The 26369-nt window shown below is 41.0% G+C and carries 24 protein-coding genes; 5 read left to right on the forward strand and 19 right to left on the reverse strand.

Annotated features, from left to right (window positions below; genetic code table 11):
- Positions 1-81: 81 nt before the first annotated feature.
- Positions 82-1068: a hypothetical protein gene (locus tag J2S23_RS05290; RefSeq protein WP_307121708.1), complete on the forward strand. Its 987-nt coding sequence runs from the start codon at positions 82-84 to the stop codon at positions 1066-1068.
- Positions 1069-1346: 278 nt separating this feature from the next.
- On the opposite strand, the gene eno is transcribed toward J2S23_RS05290, so the two are convergent.
- Positions 1347-2651, reverse strand: a complete 1305-nt coding sequence (eno, locus tag J2S23_RS05295) for a surface-displayed alpha-enolase (protein ID WP_307121709.1) — start codon at positions 2649-2651, stop codon at positions 1347-1349.
- Between the two features lie 171 nt (positions 2652-2822).
- On the opposite strand from eno, the gene J2S23_RS05300 reads away from it, so the two are divergent.
- Positions 2823-3281 (forward strand): YueI family protein, encoded by a 459-nt coding sequence (locus J2S23_RS05300; RefSeq protein ID WP_307121710.1) that lies wholly within the window; start codon positions 2823-2825, stop codon positions 3279-3281.
- A 305-nt stretch (positions 3282-3586) separates the two neighbouring features.
- Here the strand turns inward: J2S23_RS05300 and yghU are convergent, their stop codons facing one another.
- The 4 genes from yghU to J2S23_RS05320 form a co-directional block, all read right to left on the reverse strand.
- Positions 3587-4375 carry a glutathione-dependent disulfide-bond oxidoreductase gene (gene yghU, locus J2S23_RS05305; protein WP_307121711.1) on the reverse strand — a complete coding sequence of 263 codons (789 nt, stop codon included), beginning with the start codon at positions 4373-4375 and terminating at the stop codon, positions 3587-3589.
- A 135-nt stretch (positions 4376-4510) separates the two neighbouring features.
- Positions 4511-5746: a sensor histidine kinase gene (locus tag J2S23_RS05310; RefSeq protein WP_307121712.1), complete on the reverse strand. Its 1236-nt coding sequence runs from the start codon at positions 5744-5746 to the stop codon at positions 4511-4513.
- Complete coding sequence (locus J2S23_RS05315; protein ID WP_307121713.1) at positions 5743-6432, reverse strand: response regulator transcription factor; 690 nt, start codon at positions 6430-6432, stop codon at positions 5743-5745. Before J2S23_RS05315 ends, J2S23_RS05310 begins: the two co-directional genes overlap by 4 nt.
- A complete protein-coding gene (locus J2S23_RS05320; RefSeq protein WP_307121714.1) occupies positions 6429-7046 on the reverse strand; it encodes a GTP pyrophosphokinase in 618 nt (205 codons plus the stop codon). The genes J2S23_RS05315 and J2S23_RS05320 overlap by 4 nt, the downstream gene beginning before the upstream one ends.
- A gap of 290 nt (positions 7047-7336) precedes the next feature.
- Here J2S23_RS05320 and J2S23_RS05325 point away from each other — a divergent pair, with 290 nt between their 5' ends.
- Entirely contained in the window at positions 7337-7984 is a 648-nt protein-coding gene (locus J2S23_RS05325; protein WP_307121715.1) for an endonuclease III domain-containing protein, read from the forward strand.
- Positions 7985-8043: 59 nt separating this feature from the next.
- Positions 8044-8904, forward strand: a complete 861-nt coding sequence (srtB, locus tag J2S23_RS05330) for a class B sortase, LPKTxAVK-specific (protein ID WP_307121716.1) — start codon at positions 8044-8046, stop codon at positions 8902-8904.
- Between the two features lie 631 nt (positions 8905-9535).
- Here srtB and J2S23_RS05335 read toward each other — a convergent pair.
- The 3 genes from J2S23_RS05335 to J2S23_RS05345 all read right to left on the reverse strand — a co-directional run bounded on the left by J2S23_RS05335 (position 9536) and on the right by J2S23_RS05345 (position 13568).
- Positions 9536-10564: a diacylglycerol kinase family lipid kinase gene (locus J2S23_RS05335; RefSeq protein WP_307121717.1), complete on the reverse strand. Its 1029-nt coding sequence runs from the start codon at positions 10562-10564 to the stop codon at positions 9536-9538.
- 1 nt (position 10565) lies between these two features.
- Positions 10566-12521, reverse strand: a complete 1956-nt coding sequence (gene ligA, locus J2S23_RS05340) for an NAD-dependent DNA ligase LigA (RefSeq protein WP_307121718.1) — start codon at positions 12519-12521, stop codon at positions 10566-10568.
- Between the two features lie 120 nt (positions 12522-12641).
- Positions 12642-13568, reverse strand: coding sequence for a peptidase U32 family protein (locus tag J2S23_RS05345; protein WP_307121719.1), 927 nt, complete (start codon positions 13566-13568; stop codon positions 12642-12644).
- Positions 13569-13702: 134 nt separating this feature from the next.
- Between J2S23_RS05345 and J2S23_RS05350 the strand changes: the two genes are divergently transcribed.
- Entirely contained in the window at positions 13703-14002 is a 300-nt protein-coding gene (locus J2S23_RS05350; RefSeq protein WP_307121720.1) for a DUF3270 family protein, read from the forward strand.
- 47 nt (positions 14003-14049) lie between these two features.
- Here the strand turns inward: J2S23_RS05350 and J2S23_RS05355 are convergent, their stop codons facing one another.
- The 11 genes from J2S23_RS05355 to ftsW form a co-directional block, all read right to left on the reverse strand.
- Positions 14050-14598 (reverse strand): YtxH domain-containing protein, encoded by a 549-nt coding sequence (locus J2S23_RS05355; protein WP_307121721.1) that lies wholly within the window; start codon positions 14596-14598, stop codon positions 14050-14052.
- Between the two features lie 13 nt (positions 14599-14611).
- The gene (locus J2S23_RS05360; protein WP_307121722.1) at positions 14612-14995 is read right to left on the reverse strand and encodes a DUF948 domain-containing protein; all 384 of its coding nucleotides are present in this window, start codon (positions 14993-14995) and stop codon (positions 14612-14614) included.
- 21 nt (positions 14996-15016) lie between these two features.
- Entirely contained in the window at positions 15017-15787 is a 771-nt protein-coding gene (gene lgt, locus J2S23_RS05365; RefSeq protein WP_307121723.1) for a prolipoprotein diacylglyceryl transferase, read from the reverse strand.
- On the reverse strand, positions 15784-16716 hold the full coding sequence (hprK, locus tag J2S23_RS05370) for an HPr(Ser) kinase/phosphatase (protein ID WP_307121724.1): 933 nt from the start codon (positions 16714-16716) through the stop codon (positions 15784-15786). The genes lgt and hprK overlap by 4 nt, the downstream gene beginning before the upstream one ends.
- Positions 16717-16853: 137 nt before the next feature.
- Entirely contained in the window at positions 16854-17126 is a 273-nt protein-coding gene (locus tag J2S23_RS05375; RefSeq protein WP_307121725.1) for a PspC domain-containing protein, read from the reverse strand.
- Positions 17127-17326: 200 nt separating this feature from the next.
- Positions 17327-18517 carry a methionine adenosyltransferase gene (metK, locus tag J2S23_RS05380; protein WP_307121726.1) on the reverse strand — a complete coding sequence of 397 codons (1191 nt, stop codon included), beginning with the start codon at positions 18515-18517 and terminating at the stop codon, positions 17327-17329.
- A gap of 582 nt (positions 18518-19099) precedes the next feature.
- Positions 19100-20296: an elongation factor Tu gene (tuf, locus tag J2S23_RS05385; RefSeq protein ID WP_307121727.1), complete on the reverse strand. Its 1197-nt coding sequence runs from the start codon at positions 20294-20296 to the stop codon at positions 19100-19102.
- 123 nt (positions 20297-20419) lie between these two features.
- Positions 20420-21478 (reverse strand): anti sigma factor C-terminal domain-containing protein, encoded by a 1059-nt coding sequence (locus J2S23_RS05390; protein WP_307121728.1) that lies wholly within the window; start codon positions 21476-21478, stop codon positions 20420-20422.
- A complete protein-coding gene (locus J2S23_RS05395) occupies positions 21465-21968 on the reverse strand; it encodes an RNA polymerase sigma factor (RefSeq protein ID WP_307121729.1) in 504 nt (167 codons plus the stop codon). Before J2S23_RS05395 ends, J2S23_RS05390 begins: the two co-directional genes overlap by 14 nt.
- A gap of 258 nt (positions 21969-22226) precedes the next feature.
- Complete coding sequence (ppc, locus tag J2S23_RS05400) at positions 22227-24923, reverse strand: phosphoenolpyruvate carboxylase (protein WP_307121730.1); 2697 nt, start codon at positions 24921-24923, stop codon at positions 22227-22229.
- 158 nt (positions 24924-25081) lie between these two features.
- Positions 25082-26296 (reverse strand): cell division peptidoglycan polymerase FtsW, encoded by a 1215-nt coding sequence (ftsW, locus tag J2S23_RS05405; RefSeq protein ID WP_307121731.1) that lies wholly within the window; start codon positions 26294-26296, stop codon positions 25082-25084.
- Positions 26297-26369 lie beyond the last annotated feature (73 nt).

Consider the following 26369-nt stretch of genomic DNA (forward strand, 5'->3'; position numbering starts at 1 on the left):
TTGTGAACCTTTTACTCACAGTTTCTCCCTTACTGGTAACAACTAACAACTTTATCTGCTAGAATCTAATGGGGGTCACTCATGAAAAAAATCATCCAGTCAAAGCTTACTAAAATTATTGTTGCCCTTTTATCCTTAATATTATTGGGAATTGCAGCAATTTTTGGTTATGAACGTTTCACCAATTCCCGAATCCAAAAATTATCACCTTATTATACGATTTTGATGAACAAACATAGCTCATATACACCAGCAGAACTTGAGTATATGGTTCAAGCTCACCGTTATACAGATCCATTTCTTTTTAACGAGAATAGATACAGGAAGGTTTATGCTCCCGTGTCCTTTGAAGAAATGTCGGATACTGAAAAAGAACAAATTATTCTTTGGGCAGATGACCTTCAGTTAGAAAAACCTGCTGAATTGGAATCCAATGAATCCTGGATTCCAACTACAAATCTAGCTATTTTTATTCCTGATCATTGGGAACAAACCTATAAAGATCGCCAAACAACATCCGAAACAACCGGTTTCCCCAGCACTCTTGCTTTAAATAGTCAAGATCAGTCAGGTGCTTTCGTATTTTTTGAAATTGTTAATTTGGAAAAAGAATTTACATCACTTGAAGAATATTCTACTTCTAGTGGTGTTAAAAAATTTTATAAGATAGACAAGAGTAATTTTTCATTTATAGATGAACTGCATCGACAAAAAGCTCTTGACTTCAATCGAAGCATGGATTCTACCTATAACTATAAAAATATTACTGAGAAGACGATTGATTATAATTCTCATACCATCAATAATCGTCCGGTCTATCTTGACCAACAGCTGGTCAATTACAAAGATGGGCAGGTCCTTGAATCTATCTATCTCTATGAAATAGATGGGTATTTCGTTGCAGCCAATGCCTATTATCGCATAGAAGATAAAGAACAACACCAAAAAGCAGTTGAGGAAATGATTGCTAAGAGCCATACCTTTTATTTAGATTTCATGAGAGAAGACGAGCCTAGTCGTCATGGTATTACAATCGAGGAAGAAAATAAACTACAGGAAAACAAGTAAAGCACCTCACACGAGGTGTTTTTTAAATCCATTATGGACTGTATAGGATAGTCGGATTAAGACAACACAACACAGGTTTATACTCACATTACAGAAGGAATAAGAAATCAACTGATTGATTGCCTCATTTCTATTTCCAAAACCAAAAAGAAGCCCCTGGTATTAATCCAAGGCCTTTAAAACGTTGAGAAATCAAAAAAGGCATCTGGACTAGCCAGATGCCTCTCATGATACCCCTCGCTATACTAGCTCAGGGATAAATTAGTCCTTTGACCAATTTACTTTTTCAAGTTGTAGAATGATTTCAAACCACGGTATTCTGCAACTTCTCCCAATTGGTCTTCGATACGAAGCAATTGGTTGTATTTAGCAACACGGTCAGTACGTGACAATGAACCTGTCTTGATTTGACCAGCGTTAGTTGCAACTGCGATGTCAGCGATGGTTGAATCTTCTGTTTCACCTGAACGGTGTGATACAACAGCAGTGTAACCAGCTTCTTTAGCCATTTCAATAGCATCGAATGTTTCAGTCAAAGTACCAATTTGGTTAACTTTGATAAGAATTGAGTTAGCAGCACCTTCTTGGATACCACGTGAAAGGTATTCAGTATTTGTTACGAAGAAGTCGTCACCAACCAATTGAACTTTGTTACCAAGACGAGCTGTAAGAGCTTTCCAACCATCCCAGTCGTTTTCATCCATACCATCTTCGATAGTGATGATTGGGTATTTGTCAACCAATTCTTCAAGGAAGTCGATTTGTTGTTCAGATGTACGAACTGCAGCACCTTCACCTTCGAATTTAGTGTAATCATATACACCACGCTCTTTGTCATAGAATTCTGATGATGCACAGTCAAAACCAAGGAAGACATCTTTACCTGGCACATAACCAGCTGCTTCGATCGCTTCAAGAATAGTTTCTACGCCATCTTCAGTACCTTCAAACTTAGGTGCAAAACCACCTTCGTCACCAACAGCTGTTACCAAACCACGAGATTTCAAGATTTTCTTCAAGGCGTGGAAGATTTCAGCACCCCAACGAAGCGCTTCTTTGAAAGTTGGTGCACCAACTGGCAAGATCATGAATTCTTGGAAAGCGATTGGAGCGTCAGAGTGAGAACCACCGTTAACGATGTTCATCATTGGAGTTGGCAATACTTTAGTGTTGAATCCGCCAAGGTAAGTGTAAAGAGGCACTTCAAGGTAGTCCGCAGCAGCGCGTGCAGCAGCGATAGATACAGCAAGAATAGCGTTTGCACCTAATTTACCTTTGTTTGGAGTACCGTCAAGTTCGATCATAGCACGGTCGATACCTTGTTGGTCGCGCACGTCGAAACCGATGATAGCTTCAGCGATGATGTTGTTGACGTTGTCAACAGCTTTTTGAGTACCAAGACCAAGGTAACGAGATTTGTCACCATCACGGAGTTCAACTGCTTCGTGTTCACCAGTAGAAGCACCTGAAGGCACCATACCGCGACCGAATGCACCTGATTCTGTGTAGACTTCTACTTCAAGTGTTGGGTTACCGCGTGAGTCAAGGACTTCGCGAGCGTAAACGTCAGTAATAATTGACATGTTGTACTCTCCTTTTGAGTTTTAATTTTTACCACTTCATTATACCGCAAATAAGCGATTACTTCAAGGAAAAGTTTAAGATTTAAGAAAATGGTTGAAAAAAATTGAAAACCATTTTTGCAAAATAACTTCTATTTGTCAGGATGATTTTCCCTATGGTATAATGGGAGAATGAAAGATTTAAATGAAACGATTCTCCAAAAAGCCAGTGGTGAAAATCGCCTTAACCCTGACCAACAACGTCTCTATTTAGGAACTTATCGGGAGCGTGTGCTCCTTGTTGCGACTATAGAACAAGCCAATCGTCTAGAAGAGATGCACGGTTTAGCAGCACTTTTTGACCATTATCAGCAATCTATTGCACCACTTACCCTTAAATTATCCAGCCATCTCAGTCAAAGCGCTCAAACTTTTTATATGAAGTTGGCTCAGGAAAAACAAATCCCTTTTAGCTTAATTGAAGAAAACACCAACCAGTCCTCTTATGGTCTTGTTGTTCATACAGACCATGCCATCAATCAAGAAACAATAGATGTCCTTGAACTGCTGCCTAAAAAGCAAGCAACTGAAAGTAGGCAATCAGAAATGCCTAAAAAAAGCTTCTGGTCTAAACTCTTTGGAAAATCGTAAAAAAGCCCTCTTTGGGCTTTTCAGATTGAAGACAAAGTCTCTTTTGAAACTTTCCTTAGGTGATAACGGACGGTAGCGACTCCCTTCGGGATTCCAAACCTAAGTTTTGAGCCTAAGGTCTCAAAACTTCCGAGTGCCTGAAACGCAATAGCTTCAGGCACTTTTATCACAGCGGAAAGTTTCGATAAATGCTCGCTTAGCTCGCAAAAAATCAACTCTTTAAATCCTTGAAAGAACTTCGTAATGTCCTGTTGACAGAAAACTAGGGTTTGTCTACGTCCTCAAAAGCCCTGTTTGGGCTTTTTTTACTTGATTGGCGAATACTGTGCATCGACTCCTCGCTTAACAGCGGGACGTTCAGCAATTTTTTCCGTCCATGCTTTCAGGTGTTGATAAGAAGCCATGTCAAGGAATTCATAAGCTCCTTGATAGAGCTTGTCTTGAGCTAAGCGACCGTACCAAGACCAAATCGCTATATCGGCAATGGTGTAGTCATCACCAGCAATATAAGGTTTTTTAGCCAATTCCTTATCCAATAAATCTAACTGACGTTTGGTTTCCATGGTGAAGCGATTAATCGGGTATTCCAACTTTTCAGGAGCATAATTAAAGAAATGCCCAAAGCCGCCTCCTAAAAATGGTGCAGCTCCTGTTTGCCAGAAAAGCCAATTGAGCACTTCTGTTCTTTGAGCAGGATCTTTAGGGATAAATTCTTTAAATTTATCTGCCAAGTACAGTAAGATCGAGGCTGACTCAAACACACGGACTGGTTCTGAACCAGATTTATCAACCATTGCAGGGATTTTGGAATTAGGGTTGATCGCAACAAAATCAGATCCAAATTGGTCACCATCCATGATGGTGATTTGATACAGATCATAAGCGGCTTCAGTGATTCCTAGTTCTAACAATTCTTCCAGAAGCACTGTAACCTTGATACCATTAGGTGTTCCTAATGAATAAACCTGCAATGGGTTATCTCCAACTGGCAGCTCTTGTTCAAAACGGCTACCCGCTGTTGGACGGTTAATGCCTGAAAATTTTCCTTGGTCGCTATCAGCAGCGGACCAAACCTTTGGTGGGATGTATGTCATAAAATGACCTCCTTTTTCTGAGAGTCGTCAGGAAGGTTTCATTTAAAAACAGTTCCCTGCTCCTCTTAAGTTAATATTATTTACAAATAATGATGGAAAAAGCCACATTTTGGCAACCTGATTCTCTCTCTTTCATTACAGTGTCACGGTGAAGTGAATGAGCTCATCTTTATGGGACACATCCAGTCTCCCTTTGAAGAGCTGAACACTGCGCTCGGCCATGGATAAACCAATCCCAAATCCTTTAACATCACTACTATGAGACTGGTCCTGACGATAAAATCTATCAAAAAAACGTGAATAATCGACATCTTTCCCAGCAACGTAGGTGTTAGAAATAACGAGCCGAGCTTTTTTCCTCAGGCGTGTTGATTGTGACAAACTCACAATAACCTGTCCGCCAGGATCACAATACTTGCAAGCATTATCTAACAGAATCGTCACAAGTTCAAATAAGGCTTTCTCTTCAGCTTGAACAATGACGTCAGGTTGAATGGAGACGTGATAGTCTAGCTGATTTTTGGTTGTCAGCGATTTAAAATTTTGGGAAACATCGGCGACAACTTTAGAAAAATTAATATCTATCAGTTCAATGTCAGGCATTTCTTCCATCTTAGCTAGGAGAACCATCTGATTGATCAAGCTAGTCAGACGTTCTGTTTGCTCCTTAGTGCTCTTGCTCCACTCCGTCTCTCCATCCAACATTTCCTGAAGTTCTGTATTGGCTGAGATGATGGCTAGTGGTGTTTTCAGTTCATGACCAGCATTCGTGATAAACCGCTTTTGCCGCTCATAATTAGCAACAAAGGGTTCGACAACCCTAGCGGATAATACGGTCACAATGAGAATAAAAATTAAGAAATTACTCCCAAACATGACCATGGACAAACGGTGCATCCTTGTTTGACTTGTATAAAAAGTAGTCACATCAAGCACTACCAAGAGTGTTTCATCGTCCTCTAAGTCTGCTAATCGATAGGCATAAGCCTGCTGTTTATTTCTGAAAATACCTGACTTGCGACCTGAGGAGACAACCCTATCGACAACCTGATCTTCGATTTCAGAAACTGTAAAGGCTGATATTTGATCTAAATAGGAATCTTGAACCTCATTGTTTTCATCTAGGGTCAAGCTAAAATAACGGTATTGATGGAGAAAATCCTCATTGGTTGTTTCTCCAAACTGATCTTTAGCTTCTGAAACACTGGGGAACTTTCCTTTGTTTTCAACTAAAATCGTTAAGATGGAATCTATTTGTTTTTGAGATTGGTAATACTGGACGGAATTAAGAACCCCGATGACCGAGGATAAGATGACAATAATAGCTATAGCAGCAATTAAGATAAATTGTCTTCTGAGGCGTTGAATCATTCGACTCCTCCCTTTACAACTAAGGTGAAGTCTCCATTTTCCTCACCTACAATATCAAGATTAGCTTGTACCGATCGTAGCTTTTGCTTCAAATAGGAGATATAAATCCAGACATACCCATCGTCAAACTCACTATCCGACTGCATGCCCCAAACGTGCTCATAAAGTTGACCAGTCGTCAAAGGCTTCCCCACATGCCTCATCAGAAGGGCCAGTAATTTAACCTCTTTATTGGCAAGTCTAATGGCGTTTCTAGCTTTCAATTCCTGTTCTTGAGTATCTAGGGTGACATTACCTAGCTGTAACTGTTGCTCGCTATAGTTGGTTTCAAACCGTCGGCTCAAGGCTCTTAGCCTTGCGAGCAACTCTTTAAGGGAGATTGGCTTGGTTAGATAATCATCCGCACCAGCATCTAACCCATTGACACGATCATCGATTTCTGCCATAGCTGTTAACATAAGGGTATAGGTCGTGTTTCCCTTCGATCTCATCTCCCTTAAAGCTTCAAGACCCGTCATTTTCGGCATCATGATATCTAAAATCAAAACATCATAAGCATTTGCCTCAGAAAGGCTTAGAGCTTCTTCCCCATCAAAAGCTTGATCAACTTCATATCCTTCATGTCTTAAAGCTGTCGAAAAAACGCGAGACAATTGTACTTCGTCTTCTGCTAGTAAAATTTTCATGCATCCTCCTCAATTAAATCTCTAATGGTCTGCATGTTCAAATCACAAGAAGCTAATTCGTCTGCACACCGCTTTAATTCGCGGGTCAATCGTTCTGGATTTTTAATCGTATGCTTGTATTTCATCTGGTGTTCTAGGCTGGCCCAAGAATCCATGGCAATGGTTCGCAATTGGACTTCCACAAAATATTTGCCAGGTAAATGCCCTAGACAATCCTCGTGGGGGCGCTCAATCTCCAGTATCAAATGATAGGACCGGTAACCATTTGGTTTTGCTTGCGTAATGAAATCTTTTTCTCTGACAATTGTGATTCCTTCTTGCGCTTTAAACCAATCGACTAATCGATAAATATCATCTATGAAACCAGTCACTAGTCGAATGCCAATGGCATCTTTAATGTCTTTTAAGGCTGCTTGAGTTGTCTCAGGAAAACCTTTGCGACGACACTTTTCCTGCATGCTTTCTGTCGATTTAATTCGCCCTAAAAAATGCTCGAACAGTTTAAAGCCTGTCTCTTCTTTCTGACGTTTATTAGTTGCTTCAAGTTGTTCTGATAACTCGATTAAAATAGCTTCAAGATGACTTTCATAAATCCCATAAATAGATTGTGTCATACGATACTACTCCTTATTTGCTTGCTATTATATCATCTTTCACCCAAACTTTCCAAAAACAGACCACAGACTTGAAGAACGATAGGGACTTTAGTATGATGAAGAGAGGCAAAACATGAAATCTCAAGAAACTTAGTAGACTTTAAATTATGACGGAACTCTTCAGAAACAAACCGTCCAATATATGACTGTTTCAGGGTTTTATCTCATATCAACTTTATTGACAAGTCCTCTATGGGTTTTTCTTGACCTCTTACAAGATAGAAATGACATGAAGGATAATTTTTAAAATGACCATTTACCAGTTATACCAACGTTTATTGGAAAACATGGGCCATCAGGGAAATTGGCCAGCTGACTCACCTGAAGAGCTGATCGCAGGAGCCATTTTGGTGCAAAATACCCGCTGGGAGAATGCTCAACTCTCACTTGCTCGCCTTTCCCAAAAACTGAATGGCAATTTCAAACTGCTTCATCACTTACCAATTCAGGAACTACAAGATTTAATTAGGTCCAGTGGCTTTGGCAAAAATAAGAGTCGTGCCCTCCAAGAACTCTTTTATTGGCTTCAGCAACATGACTTTGATTACGAAACTATCGCTCAATTTCATGGTGACAATCTCCGTAGGGAACTCTTAAAGCATTTCGGCATAGGCCAAGAAACAGCCGATGTCTTGCTATTATATATTTTTCATCGCCCTGTTTTTATTGCAGATAACTATGCTAGACAACTCTTTGGCTACCTTTTAGGCACTGATTTTCCTGACTATACAAGGCTGTCGAAATGCATTAATCTGCAAGAATTTACCCTAAAGGAAGCCCAGCAGTTTCATATTCTCATAGATGAATTTGGCAAGCATTATTGCAAGCCGACCATTGGAATTGAGACCTCTTTTTTAGAGCCTAAAGGCCTGAAAATCAATAATCATTCAAATTAGTGGGTATTTTTCAAGCTTTTCTGCTATAATATTGGAAGAATAAAAAATGAGGAGATATCATGAAACGTTCTCAAAAACACTTAAAGGCCAAGAAATCTTGGCTGACCCTTATCTTAGCCATACTTGCTATCGGGGCTACCGTTTGGTTTGGAACTAGCCAGCTACAGCAAAATCAAGTGGCCACACCAAGCAGCAGCATACAATCAACAAGCTCGAGCACTACACCAGAGAGTTCCTCTGAAGAGGCTCCAACTTATACAGTCTCTGAAGAAGAAAAGGCTTATCTCAAATCCCGCTTTGATCCGTTGATGGCCCTCAACGCCAATACGATTGCCTATGTTTATGCTCCTGGTACTATGTTGGATGAGCCTGTCGTTCAAGGAACAGACAATAGTTACTTCCTCCAATACACCATTGATGGTCAATATTCTCCCTACATGGGAACTGTTTTTATGGATTATGAAAACTCAAAAACGTTTGAGGACAGCCTAACTTGGTTATTTGGTCATGCTAGAGGAAGTACTGTTCCAGATCATCGCATGTTTAACGATGTGAATTTTTATGAAGACCAGTCTTACTTTGACCAACATCGTTACGTCGTCATCGAAACTCCAGAGCGTAAATATTACTATGAAGCAGCCTTCTTTATCATTGTTCCAGAAACAACAGCTTTCTACAGAACATCCTTTGAAAGCAAGGAAGTCTTCGCAGACCAATTGTCAGCTGTCAGTCAAGACGCTAGAACCAAGGCCAACAATATCACAATCAACCCTGATGATAAATACCTCGTCTTATCAACGTGTCGTGAAGAAGACGAAACCATTCGAAGCAATCTCTACCTGCGTCAAATTCCTGATTCAGAGTTAACAGCATTTCTTGCAGAACATGGCGATAGCCTTACCTATCAACCAACACGTTAATTCAAAAGCGAGAGTGAAATAGAAATAGCAGGATATTGTTTCGAAATAGCCATATGCTCACTTAGCTAAATAGAGTATTAGAGAATTATAATAGCTAATTTACTAGCCAATTAATAGCTCACTGGTTTGATCATAGCTAACCTGCTAATAATGGCAAGGGAGATAATACGTCACTTTCCAAGAGTTCGACCAACAATTGTGTCAACATCCAATAAAAGTGCTGGACTTATTGGCCAGTACTTAGAGCGTAGATAAACCTTGTTTTCTGTGGTAATGATATTCAAAAGCTCGATTAATGATTTTACAATAATAAATTTTTAGCGAGCATGCCGAGCAAAAAAGAAACTTTCCGCTGTGATAAAAAGAGCCTGAAACGCAATAGTTTCAGGCTCTCGGAAGTTTTGGGCTGAAAGAGTCTAGTGGACTATTTCAGGTCTGAGCTTGGAAATGAAAAAGCGAAGAAGGCTCAAAACTTAGGTTTAGAATTCCGAAGGGAGTCGCTACCGTCCGTTATCACCTAAGGAAAGTTTTTTAAAATAACTTTGTCTTCAATCTGAGTGCTGGACTTATTGTCCAGCACTTTTATTATATTGTTTTAGGTTTTCAACTAGCTTTTAAACCTGGTGCGAGATTAAAAATCCAATTCCTCTGCTTCATGGGCAAACTTCTGAACATTTTCTTCGATTTCCAATTCAAATGGATCCATACTGTAAGCAGCATCAGAAATTTCATCGGTATTGCAGAAGAATTCAATATGATTTTTCAGGTTCTTGAGTTCAATAGGAGCATCTCCTCCATATTCCCCATCTAAATTAATCATCATTGGACGACTGTCCTCAGGCGTCTGAGGTTCAATTTTGATAAAGCTGGTCTTGAGGTACTCAATTTGTCGATGTTCAACATGTTTGCCTCCTTGGAGGACCAAGCGAATCAAATGCAATATTTCAAAGAGATTGCTGGTTTTAACCATAATCAGCGTAAAATTACCATCGTCCAACATAGCATCTGGTGCAATCTGTTCAAAACCTCCAATTGTATTGGTAAGGGCTGCAAAAATCATCGATACCTTGCCCTCAAAAACACCATGATCATGCGTCACCTTAACAGGGGTCAATTGAATCTGAGGAAGCAGTTCAGCACCCTTAGCGACGTAGGCCAAATACCCAAAGATTGTTTTTAATTGACTCGGTACACTATAGGTCAATTCTGTTAGGGTACCTGCTGCTGCAATATTGATAAAGAAGTCCGCATCTCGGGCCAGACCAATATCCATTTTAATGGTTTGATTTTTTCCAACGATATGGGCAGCAGCCACCGGATTAGATCGAGGCACTTTGAGAGCTCGTGCGTAATCGTTCGTTGTACCTGTAGGTATAATCGCTAGCTTAGGTCGTTTCTTGAGTGGAGCGATACCATTGACAACCTCATTTATCGTGCCATCACCTCCAGCCGCAACGATTAAATCAAATCCTGCCAAACCAGCTCGCGCTGCTTCTTTTTTAGCAGATTCAGGCTCAGCAGTTGTCTGGAAGGCAGAGGTCTCATAGCCATAGCCCTCCAAGATATCTAGTACCTCAGCCACATGCTTTTTCATGATTTCTTGTCCCGATGTTGGGTTATAAATCAATCGTGCGCGTTGTTGTTTTTCTTGAATCACCATATTATAATCCCTCTAACCATGCCTCATCTTTGATATCGATGCCTAATTCTTGAGCTTTCACTAACTTACTACCAGCATCTGCTCCAGCTACAACAATAGCTGTTTTTTTAGAAACAGAGCCCGCTACATTAGCCCCCAAGGCTTCTAATTTGGCTTTTGCTTCACTTCTCGTCAAGCGCTCTAACTTTCCTGTTAAGACAATAGTTCGGCCCGATAAAGGTGCATCAGATGAAGCTACAAAGCCTTTGTATGCTAAGTTTAAGCCTATTTCCTTAAATTCACTTAAAAGTAGCTGGGCTCCTTCAGTAGCAAAATAGGTTTTGAGACTCTGGGCAATTACCGCTCCTAAACCATCGATAGCCGCAATCTCAGTTTCCTCAGCCAATGCCAACTGGTCAATAGAGCCAAATTTCTCAAGCAATAGTCTTGAGGCCTTACTGCCGACATGTCGAATACCTAAACCAAAGAGCAACCGCTCAGCAGAGTTATCTTTAGAGTGTTCAATAGCAGACAAGAGCTTGGTGGCAGATTTTTCTTTGAAGTTAGGGAGAGCTAGTAAATCTTCCAAGGAGAGGCGATAAAGATCAGCCACATCGTGTACCAAATCAGCACTGTATAGCTTGTCCACAATCGATGGTCCCAGTCCTGAAATGTTCATGGCATCTCGACTCGCAAAATGTGCTAACCGTACCTTGATCTGTTCTGGGCATAATGGGTTAACACAACGTAAAGCAACCTCATCCTCATAATGTTGCAGTCCCCCTCCACAGGATGGGCAATTTGCTGGCACAACCATCTCTGTTTGGTCGCTCCGATCTCTCATGACCACATGCAAAACAGCAGGAATGATATCACCAGCCTTGTAGACCACTACAGTATCACCGATTCGGATGTCTTTTTCTGAAATATAGTCAATGTTATGCAAAGTCGCACGACTAACAGTTGTTCCTGCTAATTGAACAGGTGTTAAATTAGCTGTAGGCGTCACAACTCCGGTACGCCCCACAGTCCAATCAACTGACAAAAGCGTCGCTTCTTTTTCCTCTGCTGGAAACTTGTAGGCTACAGCCCAACGGGGGGCCTTGACTGTAAACCCAAGTTCTTCTTGCATCGATAAAGAATCAACCTTGATAACGATGCCATCAATCTCATACGGCAGAGTATGACGTTCTTCTTCAACACGCTTAATAAACGACCACACATCATCAATATCACTCGTTTTAAGGTGAAGAGGATTTGTCACAAACCCTAATGCATTTAACTTTTCAAGAACTTCTGATTGTCTGTTAACATCAGATGGGCTAGCCTCTTGATACAGAAAAGTAGCCAAGCCCCGTTGAGCAACAATAGCAGTGTCTAATTGCCTTAAAGTTCCAGCTGCTGCATTGCGAGGGTTCGCAAAAATGGCTTCTCCTGCTTCTTGCCGTTGCTGGTTAATTTTTTCAAACGATTCCCGAGGCATATAGCACTCGCCACGAACGGTTAAGCTGATTGGTTCAGGTAACTTAAGTGGAATGTCAGCCACTCGCCGTAGATTCTCAGTAATGTTTTCTCCGGTAGTCCCATCTCCTCTAGTCGCCCCAACCGTCAGATATCCATCATCATAGGTCAACGAAATCGATAAGCCATCAATCTTCAACTCACAAAAATACTGCGCCTCTGGAAACTCTCTTTTCACCCGTTGGTCAAAAGCTTTTAATTCTTCAAGGGAAAAAGCATCCTGCAAACTGTAAAGTGGATACTCATGCCTATACTTTTCAAATCCATCTAAGAGACGCCCTCCTACACGATGAGTCGGACTATCAGGCAATACCGCCTCTGGATATTTTTCTTCTAAAGCAACCAATTCTCGGTATAGGCGATCATACTCCGCATCGGATACCAAGGGTTGGTCTTCAGTATAATAGGCTGACGCATACTGATTAAGCAAAGCCACTAATTCTGCTATTTTTTTCATAGTCTTATTTTATCACAAGTTCACCTAATTCTTAACCTGAAAACTTAAGGGACAAAAAAGACCTTCAGCAAGCTCAAGGTCTCTCTTCTTGATGGTTAACCATTTTGATAATGACTGACTTTATTTAACCATTCCTGGGTCAAATTCATAGAAACCAGTATCCAGTCCCCGATTGTCTGGATGAAATTGCCGAATTTGCTCATCCAATTGGAATGCTTGCTCTTGACTAAAGGTCCCAGCCTCTATAGCATCTCTAGCAGTAAGAAATAGCTTAGTGATCTCGACAAAATTTTCTCCAGGACAATAAATACCGTCTAATTTCCAATGGTCAAACCCATGCTCTACCAATTCTAAAAGTTTGGTCATCATATCGATGTCATTGTTTATAAAAATATGGGTCCCATGATTATCCTCATAAATCGAATAATGCGTCTCTGGTTTATTAGGCTCAGACAAAAAGAGACCTCGTTCCTTATCCTTCTCTTCGGTCTGATGGGTAAAATTATAGTAATTCTGCAAAAGTGGGCGTTTCGAGTGATGTATCACAGAAGCTCCGTAAACAAGAATTTCCGCAGGAATTTCAACATTTTTAGCAATTTCAAAAAGCTCAGCCGAAGGAATTTCTCTAGCCAAAACGGCCTCAGTCGCTCCGTGTTGTCCCCAAAAATTCAGTTGACGACTACTCGTAGCCATGACTGAGGTATCATAGATAGCTTTAAAGGGATAGCCATCTCTTTTTAAAACATAGAAAACACCCGTATCCCCAACAGTTATATAATCTGCTCCAATTTCTTGTAGAAAATCAAGATAGGGTTTAATGCGATCCATCATATCCTGATGCATTAAGGCGTTAACGGCAACGGTAATTTCTTTCCCAGCGTCATGAGCTAGCCGTGCCACTTCTGCTAACTCTCCATGCGAAAACGGTTTTGGTAGTCGTAAGCCAAATTGCTCTTCTCCAATATAAAGACGATCTACACCAAGATTTAGCAGTTTTTTAGCCTGATCAACACTTTCTGCTGTCGCTGTAATTGTGATTTTTTTCATGATACTATTATAACTTTTTTTGCCAAAAATACCAGTTTTTCTTGAAAAGAAGGAAAATTAAACATTGTAACACAAATGTAATATAAATTTAACGAATTTATGATATTATAGTAAGGAACTTCGAGGAGAGAGAAATGGCATTAAGAGATTATAAATACGATCAAGAGAACGTTGTCCCACTGCGTCCTACAGCAAGTTATGACGCCTATGAAGAGTCCAAAGAGGAAGAAACTCAGGTAGTTGAAGAAATTCTATTCTTCGCTAATATTGCAATTTTTGCTATTGCAAGTGTCCTCAGTATCTTCATCCTGTCAGCTCTTAAACTAAATACTGTCTTAGCCTTTGTGCTTGGAATAGGGACAGGTATCCTTGCCTTACAGGCTTGTCGAGTTTTCCTAAAGAAATACCAAAACCAACTTAAAAAAACAGATTAAACCTTTTCGTTTAATCTGTTTTTTTATTTTAGTATCATTCTCTAATCTTAGAGATAATCACTTTTCTCCTCAGGTGCTTCATTGAAGTCCTCAGTGATTTCAGACTCAGGCGCTATAACATCATCCGCTAATAAGTCGACCTCATTAAGGTCAATGGTAATATCTTCCGAGATGGATTCCCCATCAAACGCGTCAACTTCTGACCACTCAGCATCTTCAGCGACATCAGCGAAGTCAGACGCTTCACTAACCACTTGATCTTTAAGATTGCTGAAAAAGTCTTCCTGGCTGATACGGTCTTTCAATTCCGTCGCTTTCCCTTTCACTGTTTCAACAATGTCATCTGTTGTTATTTCACCAGTCTCAAATTTATGGCGAACATCACTGTATTTCTCAACAGCTTGATTCTTAAGGTCATTAGCACGTTCAGCCCATTCTGAATGCTTAGCATCTGGATCTTCTTGATAATCCGTTAGAAATTCGGCTACTTTTTGTTTTACAGCCTTACCGGATTTACTAGCTAGAAACATAGCTGCAGCTGCACCACCAGCAGCTCCTAACAAGACTGTGGTAAAAAATTTATTGGATTTAGACATAAGAAATGCCTCCTTATTTTTTTAAAATCTTAGAAACAAGACTAACTGCTGACAAAGTCTTTCCAGCCTTAGCTGTTGACTTTCCCGCTTGACCAGCCTTGGAGGATAGTTGACGCGCAGAGGTATTCAAATCAGAAACTGATTCGGAAAGATCTGACACCGCTTGGAAAAGCGGGTTAATCGTAACCATTTTACCATTTACATCATCTACTAAAACATTAGCTTTTGCTAAGATTTCGTTGGTTTGGTAAAGTGTCACATTAACATCACTGGTTAATACTTTAATCGTTGTTTGCGCCTCATCAATTACCTTAGAGACCTTATTCAAAACAATGATCAAAAACACCACTAAAGCTACAAAAGCAATAGCAATAATCAAAAGAGCAATATCACCCATAAATAAACTCCTATCCCAGCCCTAATAAAGAGGCTGATTTTTATTTTTTCGAATCACCGCTATGAGCACTAAGCCCATAGCAATAATAACTACGGACAGCCATTGTGATACCCGAAGGCCAGCAACCATCAAACTATCCGTCCGCATGCCTTCAATGACCATTCGGCCAATACCATACCAGATCAGGTAGAAAGCTGTAGGCTCTCCACGCTTCATCCAGCCCTGATGCCTTATGCTCATAAGAACTAAAAAACCGACTAAGTTCCACAATGACTCGTACAGAAAAGTTGGTTGTCGGTAGCTACCATCAATATACATTTGCTCTCTGATAAACGAGGGCAAATAATTGAGGCTTTCAACCGCTTTACCGTATGCTTCTTGGTTGAAAAAGTTCCCCCATCGGCCAATGGATTGGGCAACCATAACGCCAGGCACCGCAATATCTAAGAGATCCAAAGGTTCAATAAAATGATACCTTGAAAAGAAATAAAGAACGATTGCCCCTGCTATTAAACCGCCATATATGGCGATACCACCATGCCAAATAGCAAAAATTTCAGCCAGGTTATCTTTGTATTGATCCCAAGAAAAAGCAACATAATAGATTCTAGCACCAATAATTGCAATGGGAAATGCCAACAAAATGAAATCAACAACCTGATCGGGATCGATTTTTTTTCGCGGTGCCTCTTTCATGGCCAAATAAACACCTAGAAGCAGGCCAGCAACTATACAAAGGGCATACCAGCGTATTTGTATCGGCCCAAGTTCTATTGCGATGGGGTCAATCATTTAGTCACCCCATTCTGGTCAATGAGATTGGTCAAGCGATCCTCAAATGTTTTCGTGGCATCAAATCCCATTTCACGGGACCGGTGGTTCATCGCTGCTGCTTCGATGACAACGGAGATGTTACGACCTGTTTTAACCGGAATACGAACTCTTGGAATACGTACATTGGCGATTTCGATTTCCTCATTGCCGTTGCCTAACCGATCAAAGACCTTATCTTTTTCATAGTTTTCAAGATATATCGCCAATTGAACTGGTGAAGAATCCTTAACTGCAGAGGCTCCATAAAGGCTCATAATATCGATGATGCCAACACCTCGAATCTCAAGGAGGTGACGAAGGATTTCAGCGGGTTCTCCCCAGAGGGTTACATCATCCTTAGCATAAACATCGACACGATCGTCTGCGACCAAACGATGGCCCCGTTTGACAAGTTCTAGACCTGTTTCTGATTTACCAATACCAGAATCTCCCTGAATGAGCACTCCCATCCCATAAATATCCATCAAGACACCATGTACACTTGTCCGCTCAGCCAAACGAGAATCTAAATAACTAGAAATTTCCCCTGAAAGGCGACTCGTGGGGATCTTACTCTGTAAAACGGCTATCCCTTCTGCTTTTGCAGCTTCTATCATTTCCTCTGGAATGTCGAGTTCACGGGAAATAATAAAAGCAGGTGTTTCAGGTTTAATCATATTGGTAAAAACCTGTAGTCGATTATGGGAAGTCATTTTCGTCAAGTACGACCATTCTTTCATCCCAATCAGTTGTATCCGCTCTGGCGCATAATAGTCAAAGTAACCTGTCATCTCTAAACCTGGACGAGAAATATCACCTGTTGTGATTTCCTTTTGCAAGAGTTCCTCTGTTCCATAAATAACGGTTAAGCGTACCTTTTCGACTAATTCTTTTACTGTAACTGCCATAAGTCTCCTTCCCTATGCTTTGATACTATTATAGCATTTAATGCCAAATTTGACTTATGAAAACCCTTAACTTGATTGTTTTGTTTTCAAAGAAAAAGAGACCCTAACGGGCCTTCTTTTTTAGGGGGAGGAGCAAATTACCAGAACCAGTTACCATCCGGCTTGATTTTTTCAGCTTCCTTAATTCGACGAGGACCTTGTCCGTAATGCTTACGCTCTCGATCCTCCTTGAAGGTTAAGAAATGGCTTGCTAAAACATAAACCAAAACCCCAATAACAGGATTGAATACTGAAAAAACAAAGAAAAGAAGGCGGAGATACTGGAGATTCCAGCCAAACTTATCTGAAACTCCTGCGAGTACGCCGGAAATCATTCTATTTTTTCGGAGCTTATAAATACGAACTTGCATATTATCCTACCTTCCTTTCCTTACTGGTTACTATCATTATAAATCATCCCTCTTTTTTTTCAATCCGTCCAAAGACTGATTTCATGATTTACTAATAGAAGAATGAGGCTAAATACTTCTATTTCAAGCAATTAACTCTTCAAGCTATGTCAAGAATCAAAAAAAATCAGTCCTAAGACTGATTGTAACATTTTATCCATTTATAAAACAGAAGCTTTCAAGTCTGCCACCTTATCGAGGCGTTCCCAAGGGAGATCAAGATCTGTTCGGCCCATATGCCCATAAGCTGCTGTCTGACGATAGATAGGTCGTTTCAGTTCCAACATCTGGATGATACCCGCTGGACGCAAATCAAAGAGCTCACGCACAGCTTCTTCTAGCTTGCTTTCAGCAACCGTTCCCGTTCCAAAGGTGTCAACACGAACAGAAACCGGTCGGGCAACTCCGATCGCGTAAGCTAATTGCACTTCGGCTTTATGGGCAAGACCAGCTGCTACAATAGTTTTAGCAATATAACGGGCTGCATAGGAAGCCGATCGATCCACTTTAGTCGCGTCTTTTCCAGAAAAAGCACCACCACCATGGCGTGAATAACCTCCATAAGTGTCAACGATAATCTTACGTCCAGTCAAGCCAGAGTCGCCTTGAGGACCTCCGATAACGAAACGCCCTGTTGGATTGATAAAGAATTTAGTTTTATCATCCAGATACTGTTCTGGAATAACGGCTTTGATGACACGTTCAATGACGTCCTCACGAATTTGTTCATTAGAGACCTCAGGATCATGCTGGGTAGAAATAACAACCGTATCCACCCGAACCGGCTTATCATGTTCATCGTATTCGACTGTCACTTGCGACTTAGCATCTGGCCGGAGATAGGCAATCTGACCTGATTTCCTAAGATCAGCTAGTTTTTTTACAAGGCGATGGCTTAGTGAGATCGGCAGTGGCATCAATTCTGGCGTTTCATTGACCGCAAACCCAAACATTAGCCCTTGGTCCCCAGCACCAACCAAGTCAAGCGGATCTTGACCACCGGTTTCTCTTGCTTCGAGAGCTTCATTTACCCCTTGGGCAATATCAGGCGATTGTTCTACAAGTGAGGGATGTACCCCTACAGATTCCGCAGCGAAACCATATTCCGCATTGGTATAACCTATATCAGCAATGGTATCTCGAACAACACGGTTGATATCGACATAGGCAGAGGTTGAAATTTCCCCAAAAACATGGACAGATCCCGTATAGACTGCTGTTTCAGCAGCCACATGGGCCTCAGGGTCCTGCTCTAAAATAGCATCTAAGATAGCATCCGAGATTTGGTCTGCAATCTTATCCGGATGCCCCTCCGATACTGATTCAGACGTGAAAAGTTTACGTTCAGACATGTGATGTCCCCCTTTTAAAAATAGATTTTGACTAAGACAAATAGCTTTGAAAATCCTCTAGCTCCTCAAACCATTTTTGATTTTGATAATCCGCTACTATCGGCTGCCGTTGAAAAGAGAGCGGCTTTAGTAGCCTATTTTTTTAGCGAACCCCCAGTTACGACGTGAAGATTGGAAAACGATATTTTTTCCAAGCCGAACGAGTAAGTCGCTTAGGCAGTCCGCTACTAGCGGCTGCCGTTGAAAAGAGAGCGGCTTTAGTAGCCTATTTTTTTAGCGAGTTAAAAAGTTACAAAGCACTACCATACCTAATAAATAATAACATTTTTCATCATTAGGAATGACACCTTATCGGGACTAATTAACCCTTCTAGTCTACCACGTTTTTAGCTAAAAAGAAAGAATTTCTCTATAGCTTCTCTCTATAGAACCTTTTAAGAAAGCTATCGCTAACAGAGACGCCTTAAAAAGAAAAAATTGACTGAGACAACAACAGTCTATGTTGCACAAACAGAAAAACCCCTCCCGAAGGAGGGGTCAATTAGGGTTGTCTGACTCTAATTGCTAATCTGGGAAACTTGATTAAGCTTCGATTTCAGTAACCATACCTGAACCAACAGTACGTCCACCCTCACGGATAGAGAATGTAGTACCTTGTTCTACGGCGATTGGGTGGATAAGTTCAACTGAGATAGTGACGTTATCACCTGGCATTACCATTTCAGTACCTGCTGGCAACTCGATTGAACCAGTTACGTCAGTTGTACGGAAGTAGAACTGTGGACGGTAGTTGTTGAAGAATGGCGTATGACGACCACCTTCTTCTTTAGACAAGATATAAACTTCGCCCTTGAATTTAGTGTGTGGGTTGATTGAACCTGGTTTCGCAATAACTTGACCACGTTCGATTTCGTCACGTTGTACACCACGGAGAAGGATACCTACGTTATCGCCGGCAAGACCTTCGTCAAGTTGTTTACGGAACATTTCAACACCAGTAACAACGGCTTTAGTAGTTTCTTCTTTGATACCAACGATTTCGATTTCATCGTTGACACGAACAGTACCACGGTCGATACGACCTGAAGCAACTGTACCACGACCAGTGATAGAGAATACGTCCTCGACTGGCAACAAGAGTGGCTTGTCAGTGTCGCGTTCTGGCTCTTCGATGTACTCATCAACAGTGTTCATCAATTCCATGATGATGTCTTCGAATTTAGTATCACCTTCAAGCGCTTTAAGAGCTGAACCTTGGATAACTGGAAGATCGTCACCTGGGAAGTCGTATTCAGACAAGAGGTCACGGATTTCCATTTCAACCAATTCAAGCAATTCTTCATCGTCAACAAGGTCAACTTTGTTCATGAAGACGATAAGGCGTTTAACACCAACCTGACGTGAAAGCAAGATGTGCTCACGAGTTTGTGGCATAGGACCATCAGTTGAAGCAACTACGAGGATCGCACCGTCCATTTGGGCAGCACCAGTGATCATGTTTTTAACGTAGTCCGCGTGTCCTGGGGCGTCAATATGCGCATAGTGACGTTTTTCAGTTTCGTACTCAACGTGTGCAGTGTTGATAGTGATACCGCGTTCGCGTTCTTCTGGAGCAGCATCGATAGACGCATAGTCTTTAGGTTGGTTAACTGAAGATGGAAGACGACGTGCCAATACAGTCGTGATCGCAGCAGTCAAAGTAGTTTTACCGTGGTCGACGTGACCGATAGTACCAATGTTAACGTGTGGTTTACTACGGTCGTATTTTTCTTTTGCCATTTGAGTAAAAGCCTCCAATAAAATATATTTTATAGATAGACAGTAGGCATTACAGTCTAACTTTACCTTACTATTCTATCAAATTACAGTTAAAATGCAAGTCTTTTACCTGAATTTCCAATATTATTCTTGATCAAGGAGATAATAGGGCTCGTTTTCGATACTTGCACCAATGGAAGAGGCATATACCCAGTCGGCACTTTCCAGTTGCGCAAAGTCTTCCGCTCTTCCTGTTAGGATAACGCCGGAAAACTCTAGTTTGTTCCTGTCTTCTTCTTTGGTTATATCAAGAGTCTCGAATTTTTCAAGGTACTTTTCTATATCATCACGAGGTCGCGTATCGTTATAAGTCGCATCCCCTGGAGCTTCCAGAACAGCTTTAAGGTTTGTAAGAAAGGCATCTACAGCTTTTGTAGCCATCGCTTCTTGGTCTGGTTGTCCTCCTTCTTTTGCTGATTCTTTCAAAGCATTTTGGGCTGCTTGTTCATCTACATACTCTTCTCTGGTAAAGCCTTGGGCATCCGTACCATATAAGCTATTCATAGACCAAGTGCTACTGTCGCCTTTTGACGTAGTTCCAATCCAGTACCAGTTGGTTTTGAGGTCATTAGGAATCATGGCATTGATGTCATTGAGTGTGTAGGGTTTGTCAAAGGTAATGGCAACTTCGACCAATTGATTTTTCATATCGCTAACCAAGGGTAATTCTTGTGTCGGGGTTGCAATCACATCGCCTTCTGATTGTTTTTGAGCATTGATATTATAAAATTGAGGGATTTTTTGATTGGTTTCCAAGTTTAGCCGTTTTTCATCGTGATAATAACCAGAACGATGGTCTAAGACTGTTCCAGCCCATTCTCCACCAAAGAGTGAAAAATTGCTCTCATAAGTCGAATCATAAACAGGAACACCATAAATGTCCTTTGCCCTTGAACCCTTGATGCCACCATGGAACATATCCCCACCGTTTGCGCCCCAGGTATAGGTTGAGGTATTCGGATAAGCCACGGACTCCACCAATTCAATCGTATGGACAACCTCCCAGGCCTTGTTGCTAATCAGACGACTGGTCATCATCTTCGCTCCAATATAAACGAGACCGATGGTCAAAACAGACAAAGCCACTGTGAGCAGGCGATTTTTTTGCTTTCTTTTTTTTGTTAAGATTTCAAATGTTTCCATCCTGATACCCTTCTTTCTCTAATAAGTGTTTTAGTGTTTGCCGCCCTCGCATGAGGTCTATCTTGACCTTGCTTTGTGACGCTCCTCTGATATGCGCAATCTCTTTAACGGAGAACCCTTGGAAATAATAGAGCTCAACTGAGATGCGTTGGTCTTGATTGAGTTTTTTAACCATTTCCAAAATAAATTCACCATCAACGTCATCGTAATAAACCAGACTATCTTTGGTAAAAAATTCCTTTTGTAAAATGTCCCGATAGGTTTTATCACGCCTGTATAGATCAATATAGCGTCTGATAGCTGTCCGATACATCCAAGACCGTAGTTTTGAAGCAGGAAGGACAAACTCACTCTCCAGAAGGCGAACAAACACATCCTGCGTCACATCTTGAGCATCTGCAGGCGAAACACCAGACATGACCAAATATGCAATGATTTCACGGGCCCATGCTATCAATTCTTTTTCATAATCATCCAGTTGAATCGCCATCACTTCCTTTCTTCACTAGTATAACGAATAAGAAGGACACTTGGTTACACTTTTTTCAAAAAAAGGGAGTGGGACAAAAATCGGTAACCGAACAGGTTCGATTTTGTCGTCCCACCCCCGCACAGTTGATTAGGGCTCTAAAAGCTGATGAAATCAGCGAATTAGAGACCAATCAACCACTGCGTCTTGTTTAACTGATGATAAATTATTAGAAGGCTAGGACTTTTTTCCCAGCCTCTAAACGGTTAGGGGCGCGCATCAACCTGAATTGCGTAGCCCTGTTGCCACACCGTTAATAGTCGTGTGGATTAGTTTTCGAACTTCTTCTTCAGGCATACCGCTTCGAATACGCTTGATGAGTTCAATTTGTAAGTAATTTAAGATATTGAAATAAGGCATGCGGTATTCCAGACTGGCTTTTAAGAAGGCATTTTCTGCCAAAAGCTCTTCTTCATCTTCAATAGCTAAAATAACATTTTTGGTCAATTGCCATTCGTCTAATATGGTATGGAAAACACTTCGTACCTCATCGGTCTCACAAAGTTGAGCGTATTTAAAGGCGATATTCATATTGGTTTTAGAAAGCACCATATCAACATTTGACAGAAGAGATTTAAAGAACGGCCAATTACGATACATCTTTTGCAGAAGGGCCAAGTTTTTCTCATCCTTATCGATAAAGTGTTTAAAGCTTGAACCAACGCCATACCAACCTGGTAGCATCACTCGGTTTTGAGACCATGAGAAAACCCACGGAATGGCTCGCAAGCCACCAATATCGGTAATGGTTTTACGGGCTGCCGGCCGTGACCCAATATTCAACTTGGAAATGGACTGAATCGGACTTGCTTCAAAGAAGTAATCATAAAACTCAGGGGTTTCAAATACCAAATCACGGTAGATTTTGTTACTATCTGCGACAATTTCATCCATAACATCTTCATACTGGTGCCAAGGACTCACATCGCTTGCCGTAGTTGACACCATACGATCTAGTGTCGCCGATAGTAACATTTCAAAGTTGAAATAAGCAGCATCTTTATTGCCATACTTGTTACCGATCACTTCCCCTTGCTCTGTTAAACGAATGCGGTCGTTAATAGATCCAAAAGGTTGTGAGGTGATCGCATCATAGGACGGCCCACCACCACGGCCAACCGTACCACCACGACCATGGAAGAAGGTGATATTCACACCAAATTGATCACCGATACGTGTGAGATCAAGCTGTGCCTTATAAAGGGTCCAGCCTGAGGCAAGATAGCCACCATCTTTATTAGAGTCTGAATAGCCTAGCATGACTTCTTGATAGCCTTTATTAGCAGCAATCCAGTTTTGAACCATTGGAATCTGTAAGTATTCCGTCATGATAGGGTTAGCATTTTCTAAGTCTTCAATCGTTTCAAAGAGTGGTACGATTTGGACTCGGGCAGTTTCAGCGTCAACCAAGCCAGCTTCTTTGAGCATGATAGCCAATTCCAACATGTCAGAGACGCTTTCTGTATGAGAAATGATCGTCTGTTTAATGACATCTTCACCAAGTTTATCCTTGAGGTCACGCGCCATTCGGAAAATGTCCAATTCACCCGCCAACAACTCTGATTTTTCAGCATGCGTGGCCGATAAAATACGAGGATCCTCTGATAATTGTTTTAGCAGAAGAGATACCTTGTCTTCTTCAGATAAGCTGGAGTAATTTGGAACAATATTAGCTGTTGCTAATAACTCCGCTACACACGCTTCATGGACAGAAGAATCTTGACGCATATCGATAGATGCCAAAAAGAAGCCAAACACTTCAACAGCCTCTAATATCTCTGTGAATGTGCCTGAAACAAGGTTTTCAGCCTGATTGTCGATCAGGGAATCACGAATGGCGTGAAGGTCTTTTTTAAACTCCGTTACATCATCATAACGGGGAGTTAAATCCTGATCATAAAGGAGATAGGACCGTGTGTTTTGAATGTTTTCACGAATGTAATGAAAAGCTTTACGGTAAGGCTCTTTTTCGCGGTAAACGGATGCATCATTTGAGATATCTGCTAAGTGCTCTACGGCCTCACTCGTCGCCACAAAACTAGATGATAAGGCAATTTCTCGGTAAAGCTCATAAAGTTTTTGGTCATAAAAATTAAGGATAACTTCAGCTTGTGTGAGAGCAGACTTTCTTAAGGTCTTAGCTGTTACAAATGGGTTGCCATCACGGTCACCACCAACCCACATGCCCATCCGAATAGGGCGTGGATTTTCAAGGTGAATGCCGTTTTGACCGGCTAGTCGCTTGTATTCTGTATTGAGGTTTGTAATGGCTTTAATGATGGAAAAATCATAGTAGGACATGACATTGGTAATTTCGTTAGTGACCTTGAGTTTTTTCTCACGAATCATATCCGTCTGTAACATAATCTCTATGTACCGTCTCAGATCAGCATACCATTTGTCCTCATTAACCAGACCCAAGGCAATATCTCGGTGTTTGCGTAAAAGCCCATGCAGGTGGTTGGTCAATTCCAACATGGTTTCGCGCTGAACTTGGGTGGGATGGGCCGTCAAAACCGGAACGACATGGACATTTTCTAAGATGGTTTCAGCATCATCAGCCTTGGCTACCATTTCAATGGTAGAGGATAGTCTTCCGAGATAATCTTCTTTATTGTTGTTTTTTCGGTTGATTTCATAGGCTAAATCAACATCCTCAGAAATATTAATTAAAAGTGGCAAAATGGAAAAATAACGGCCAATGATATCCATTTCTTGACTTGTCAAAGATTCTACTAAGCGGTCTAACTCTGGAGAATGATCCAAGGATGCCAGTTTTTTGAGTTGCTGAATTTTGGCAAAGGCAACCGGATCTACAAGCCTTTCCGTTGCTTCGTCTAGTATTTTTGTTAAAATCTCAACTTCTTCTCTTATGATTTGTTTGCTACTATTGCTCTCTAATGTTTGACTGGCCATGACAAAACTCCTCAAGTGTTTTTTTTGTGTTTTTTCTATCATACCATTTTTTTTGAAAATTGGCACGATTTATTGTGGTATTTTCAGAAAAAAACAAAAGCCATTTTCTTAAATCGAAAATAGCTTTTTGTTATGACATTCTTTATAATATATTTCTACTAATACTGACTGACTTCCAGCTCACGCTCTAAGGCATCTCTTTTCTCACTAGCATCAATATTAAGGACAAAGGCGATCGCTAAAGACAGGGTCAACAAGCTATTACCCCCCTGTGATAAGAAGGGAAACGTAACACCAGTTGAAGGAATCAAGCCTGACATACCACCAATATTGATAAAAGTTCCCATCAGTAGCATCCCACCAATTCCTAAAGCCATCATGGCATTGAAGGAATTTTTAGCCCGAATTCCAACCAAGAAAATACGTAAAATAAGGAAAAACAGCAAGGCTAAAACCAGACCAGCTCCAATAAGCCCCAACTCTTCAATCACAATGGAAAAGACAAAATCCGTATGTGCTTCCGGTAAAAAACCATTTTTTTGAATCGAATTGCCTAAGCCCCGGCCAAACCAGCCACCGTTAACAATAGCATAGTAGGAATTGGTCAACTGCAGTCCAGCGCCTTGAGGATCCGCAAAGGGATCAAAAAAGGCTTCAAACCGTCTAGCAACATAACCAAAGACTGGAATCTTTGTCATGACATCGACACCGACAATCCAGATCAAGCCAAGAAAAGATCCTGCTCCAAGTACGATTGATCCAAGAATGACCTGAAACCAACGATGTCCTATCCCAGATACCGAAACCATAATGGCAATGGTCAACACGACGATTACAGCATTCCCTAGGTCAGGCATGATAACAACGAGTCCGACCAAAATCCCCGATATAATGCGCCAATCGTTAAGCGATCGTGGGATGATTTGGTTTTCCGTAATCACTTGATAATCATACTTAGCAATTAAATCTTCTTTACTGGCAAATTTAAAGGCCAAGTACCAGACGATAATCAATTTGAGGTACTCTGCCGGTTGAAGCGTAATGGGACCGAGACTCAACCAGCCATAAGCACCATTTCGTGTTTCCCCGAAGAAGCGGGCCAATATAAGTAGGATCGTTTCCACAAATATAACGATTGCTATAATCTTACTATTACCCAAGAAGGTCAGCTTCATCCGATAGATTACCCATAAAAGCACCAGGCTTATCCCAAAGAAGAGGGCCTGGTTTTTGACTAAACTAAAGGGATCTGTCCCACTCAATACTGAACTTGCACTGGTTGTTGAATACACAATAATTAAGCCCAATACCGATAGAATCAGGTAGGGCAGTAAGATAGAGTAATTCAACAGGTGCCGTTTATCAATCTTCATTCTTCACCGTGTCTCATTTCATTTAATGGTAACCTTTATTATAGCATTTTTCATTGCAGAAACAAACCGGAAA

Source organism: Streptococcus moroccensis, from assembly GCF_030812835.1.
Lineage (GTDB): Bacteria > Bacillota > Bacilli > Lactobacillales > Streptococcaceae > Streptococcus > Streptococcus moroccensis.

What these genes read in the sequence shown, in the direction of transcription:
- yghU (WP_307121711.1), bottom strand. Translation starts at nt 4,375, where the DNA reads ATGACATACATCCCACCAAAGGTTTGGTCCGCTGCTGATAGCGACCAA.
- J2S23_RS05310 (WP_307121712.1), bottom strand. Translation starts at nt 5,746, where the DNA reads ATGATTCAACGCCTCAGAAGACAATTTATCTTAATTGCTGCTATAGCT.
- J2S23_RS05355 (WP_307121721.1), bottom strand. Translation starts at nt 14,598, where the DNA reads ATGTCTAAATCCAATAAATTTTTTACCACAGTCTTGTTAGGAGCTGCT.
- J2S23_RS05315 (WP_307121713.1), bottom strand. Translation starts at nt 6,432, where the DNA reads ATGAAAATTTTACTAGCAGAAGACGAAGTACAATTGTCTCGCGTTTTT.
- J2S23_RS05325 (WP_307121715.1), top strand. Translation starts at nt 7,337, where the DNA reads ATGACCATTTACCAGTTATACCAACGTTTATTGGAAAACATGGGCCAT.
- J2S23_RS05320 (WP_307121714.1), bottom strand. Translation starts at nt 7,046, where the DNA reads ATGACACAATCTATTTATGGGATTTATGAAAGTCATCTTGAAGCTATT.
- metK (WP_307121726.1), bottom strand. Translation starts at nt 18,517, where the DNA reads ATGTCTGAACGTAAACTTTTCACGTCTGAATCAGTATCGGAGGGGCAT.
- ligA (WP_307121718.1), bottom strand. Translation starts at nt 12,521, where the DNA reads ATGAAAAAAATAGCAGAATTAGTGGCTTTGCTTAATCAGTATGCGTCA.
- lgt (WP_307121723.1), bottom strand. Translation starts at nt 15,787, where the DNA reads ATGATTGACCCCATCGCAATAGAACTTGGGCCGATACAAATACGCTGG.
- srtB (WP_307121716.1), top strand. Translation starts at nt 8,044, where the DNA reads ATGAAACGTTCTCAAAAACACTTAAAGGCCAAGAAATCTTGGCTGACC.
- hprK (WP_307121724.1), bottom strand. Translation starts at nt 16,716, where the DNA reads ATGGCAGTTACAGTAAAAGAATTAGTCGAAAAGGTACGCTTAACCGTT.
- J2S23_RS05290 (WP_307121708.1), top strand. Translation starts at nt 82, where the DNA reads ATGAAAAAAATCATCCAGTCAAAGCTTACTAAAATTATTGTTGCCCTT.
- J2S23_RS05360 (WP_307121722.1), bottom strand. Translation starts at nt 14,995, where the DNA reads ATGGGTGATATTGCTCTTTTGATTATTGCTATTGCTTTTGTAGCTTTA.
- eno (WP_307121709.1), bottom strand. Translation starts at nt 2,651, where the DNA reads ATGTCAATTATTACTGACGTTTACGCTCGCGAAGTCCTTGACTCACGC.
- J2S23_RS05300 (WP_307121710.1), top strand. Translation starts at nt 2,823, where the DNA reads ATGAAAGATTTAAATGAAACGATTCTCCAAAAAGCCAGTGGTGAAAAT.
- J2S23_RS05395 (WP_307121729.1), bottom strand. Translation starts at nt 21,968, where the DNA reads ATGGCGATTCAACTGGATGATTATGAAAAAGAATTGATAGCATGGGCC.
- J2S23_RS05390 (WP_307121728.1), bottom strand. Translation starts at nt 21,478, where the DNA reads ATGGAAACATTTGAAATCTTAACAAAAAAAAGAAAGCAAAAAAATCGC.
- tuf (WP_307121727.1), bottom strand. Translation starts at nt 20,296, where the DNA reads ATGGCAAAAGAAAAATACGACCGTAGTAAACCACACGTTAACATTGGT.
- J2S23_RS05335 (WP_307121717.1), bottom strand. Translation starts at nt 10,564, where the DNA reads ATGGTGATTCAAGAAAAACAACAACGCGCACGATTGATTTATAACCCA.
- J2S23_RS05345 (WP_307121719.1), bottom strand. Translation starts at nt 13,568, where the DNA reads ATGAAAAAAATCACAATTACAGCGACAGCAGAAAGTGTTGATCAGGCT.
- J2S23_RS05375 (WP_307121725.1), bottom strand. Translation starts at nt 17,126, where the DNA reads ATGCAAGTTCGTATTTATAAGCTCCGAAAAAATAGAATGATTTCCGGC.
- ppc (WP_307121730.1), bottom strand. Translation starts at nt 24,923, where the DNA reads ATGGCCAGTCAAACATTAGAGAGCAATAGTAGCAAACAAATCATAAGA.
- ftsW (WP_307121731.1), bottom strand. Translation starts at nt 26,296, where the DNA reads ATGAAGATTGATAAACGGCACCTGTTGAATTACTCTATCTTACTGCCC.
- J2S23_RS05350 (WP_307121720.1), top strand. Translation starts at nt 13,703, where the DNA reads ATGGCATTAAGAGATTATAAATACGATCAAGAGAACGTTGTCCCACTG.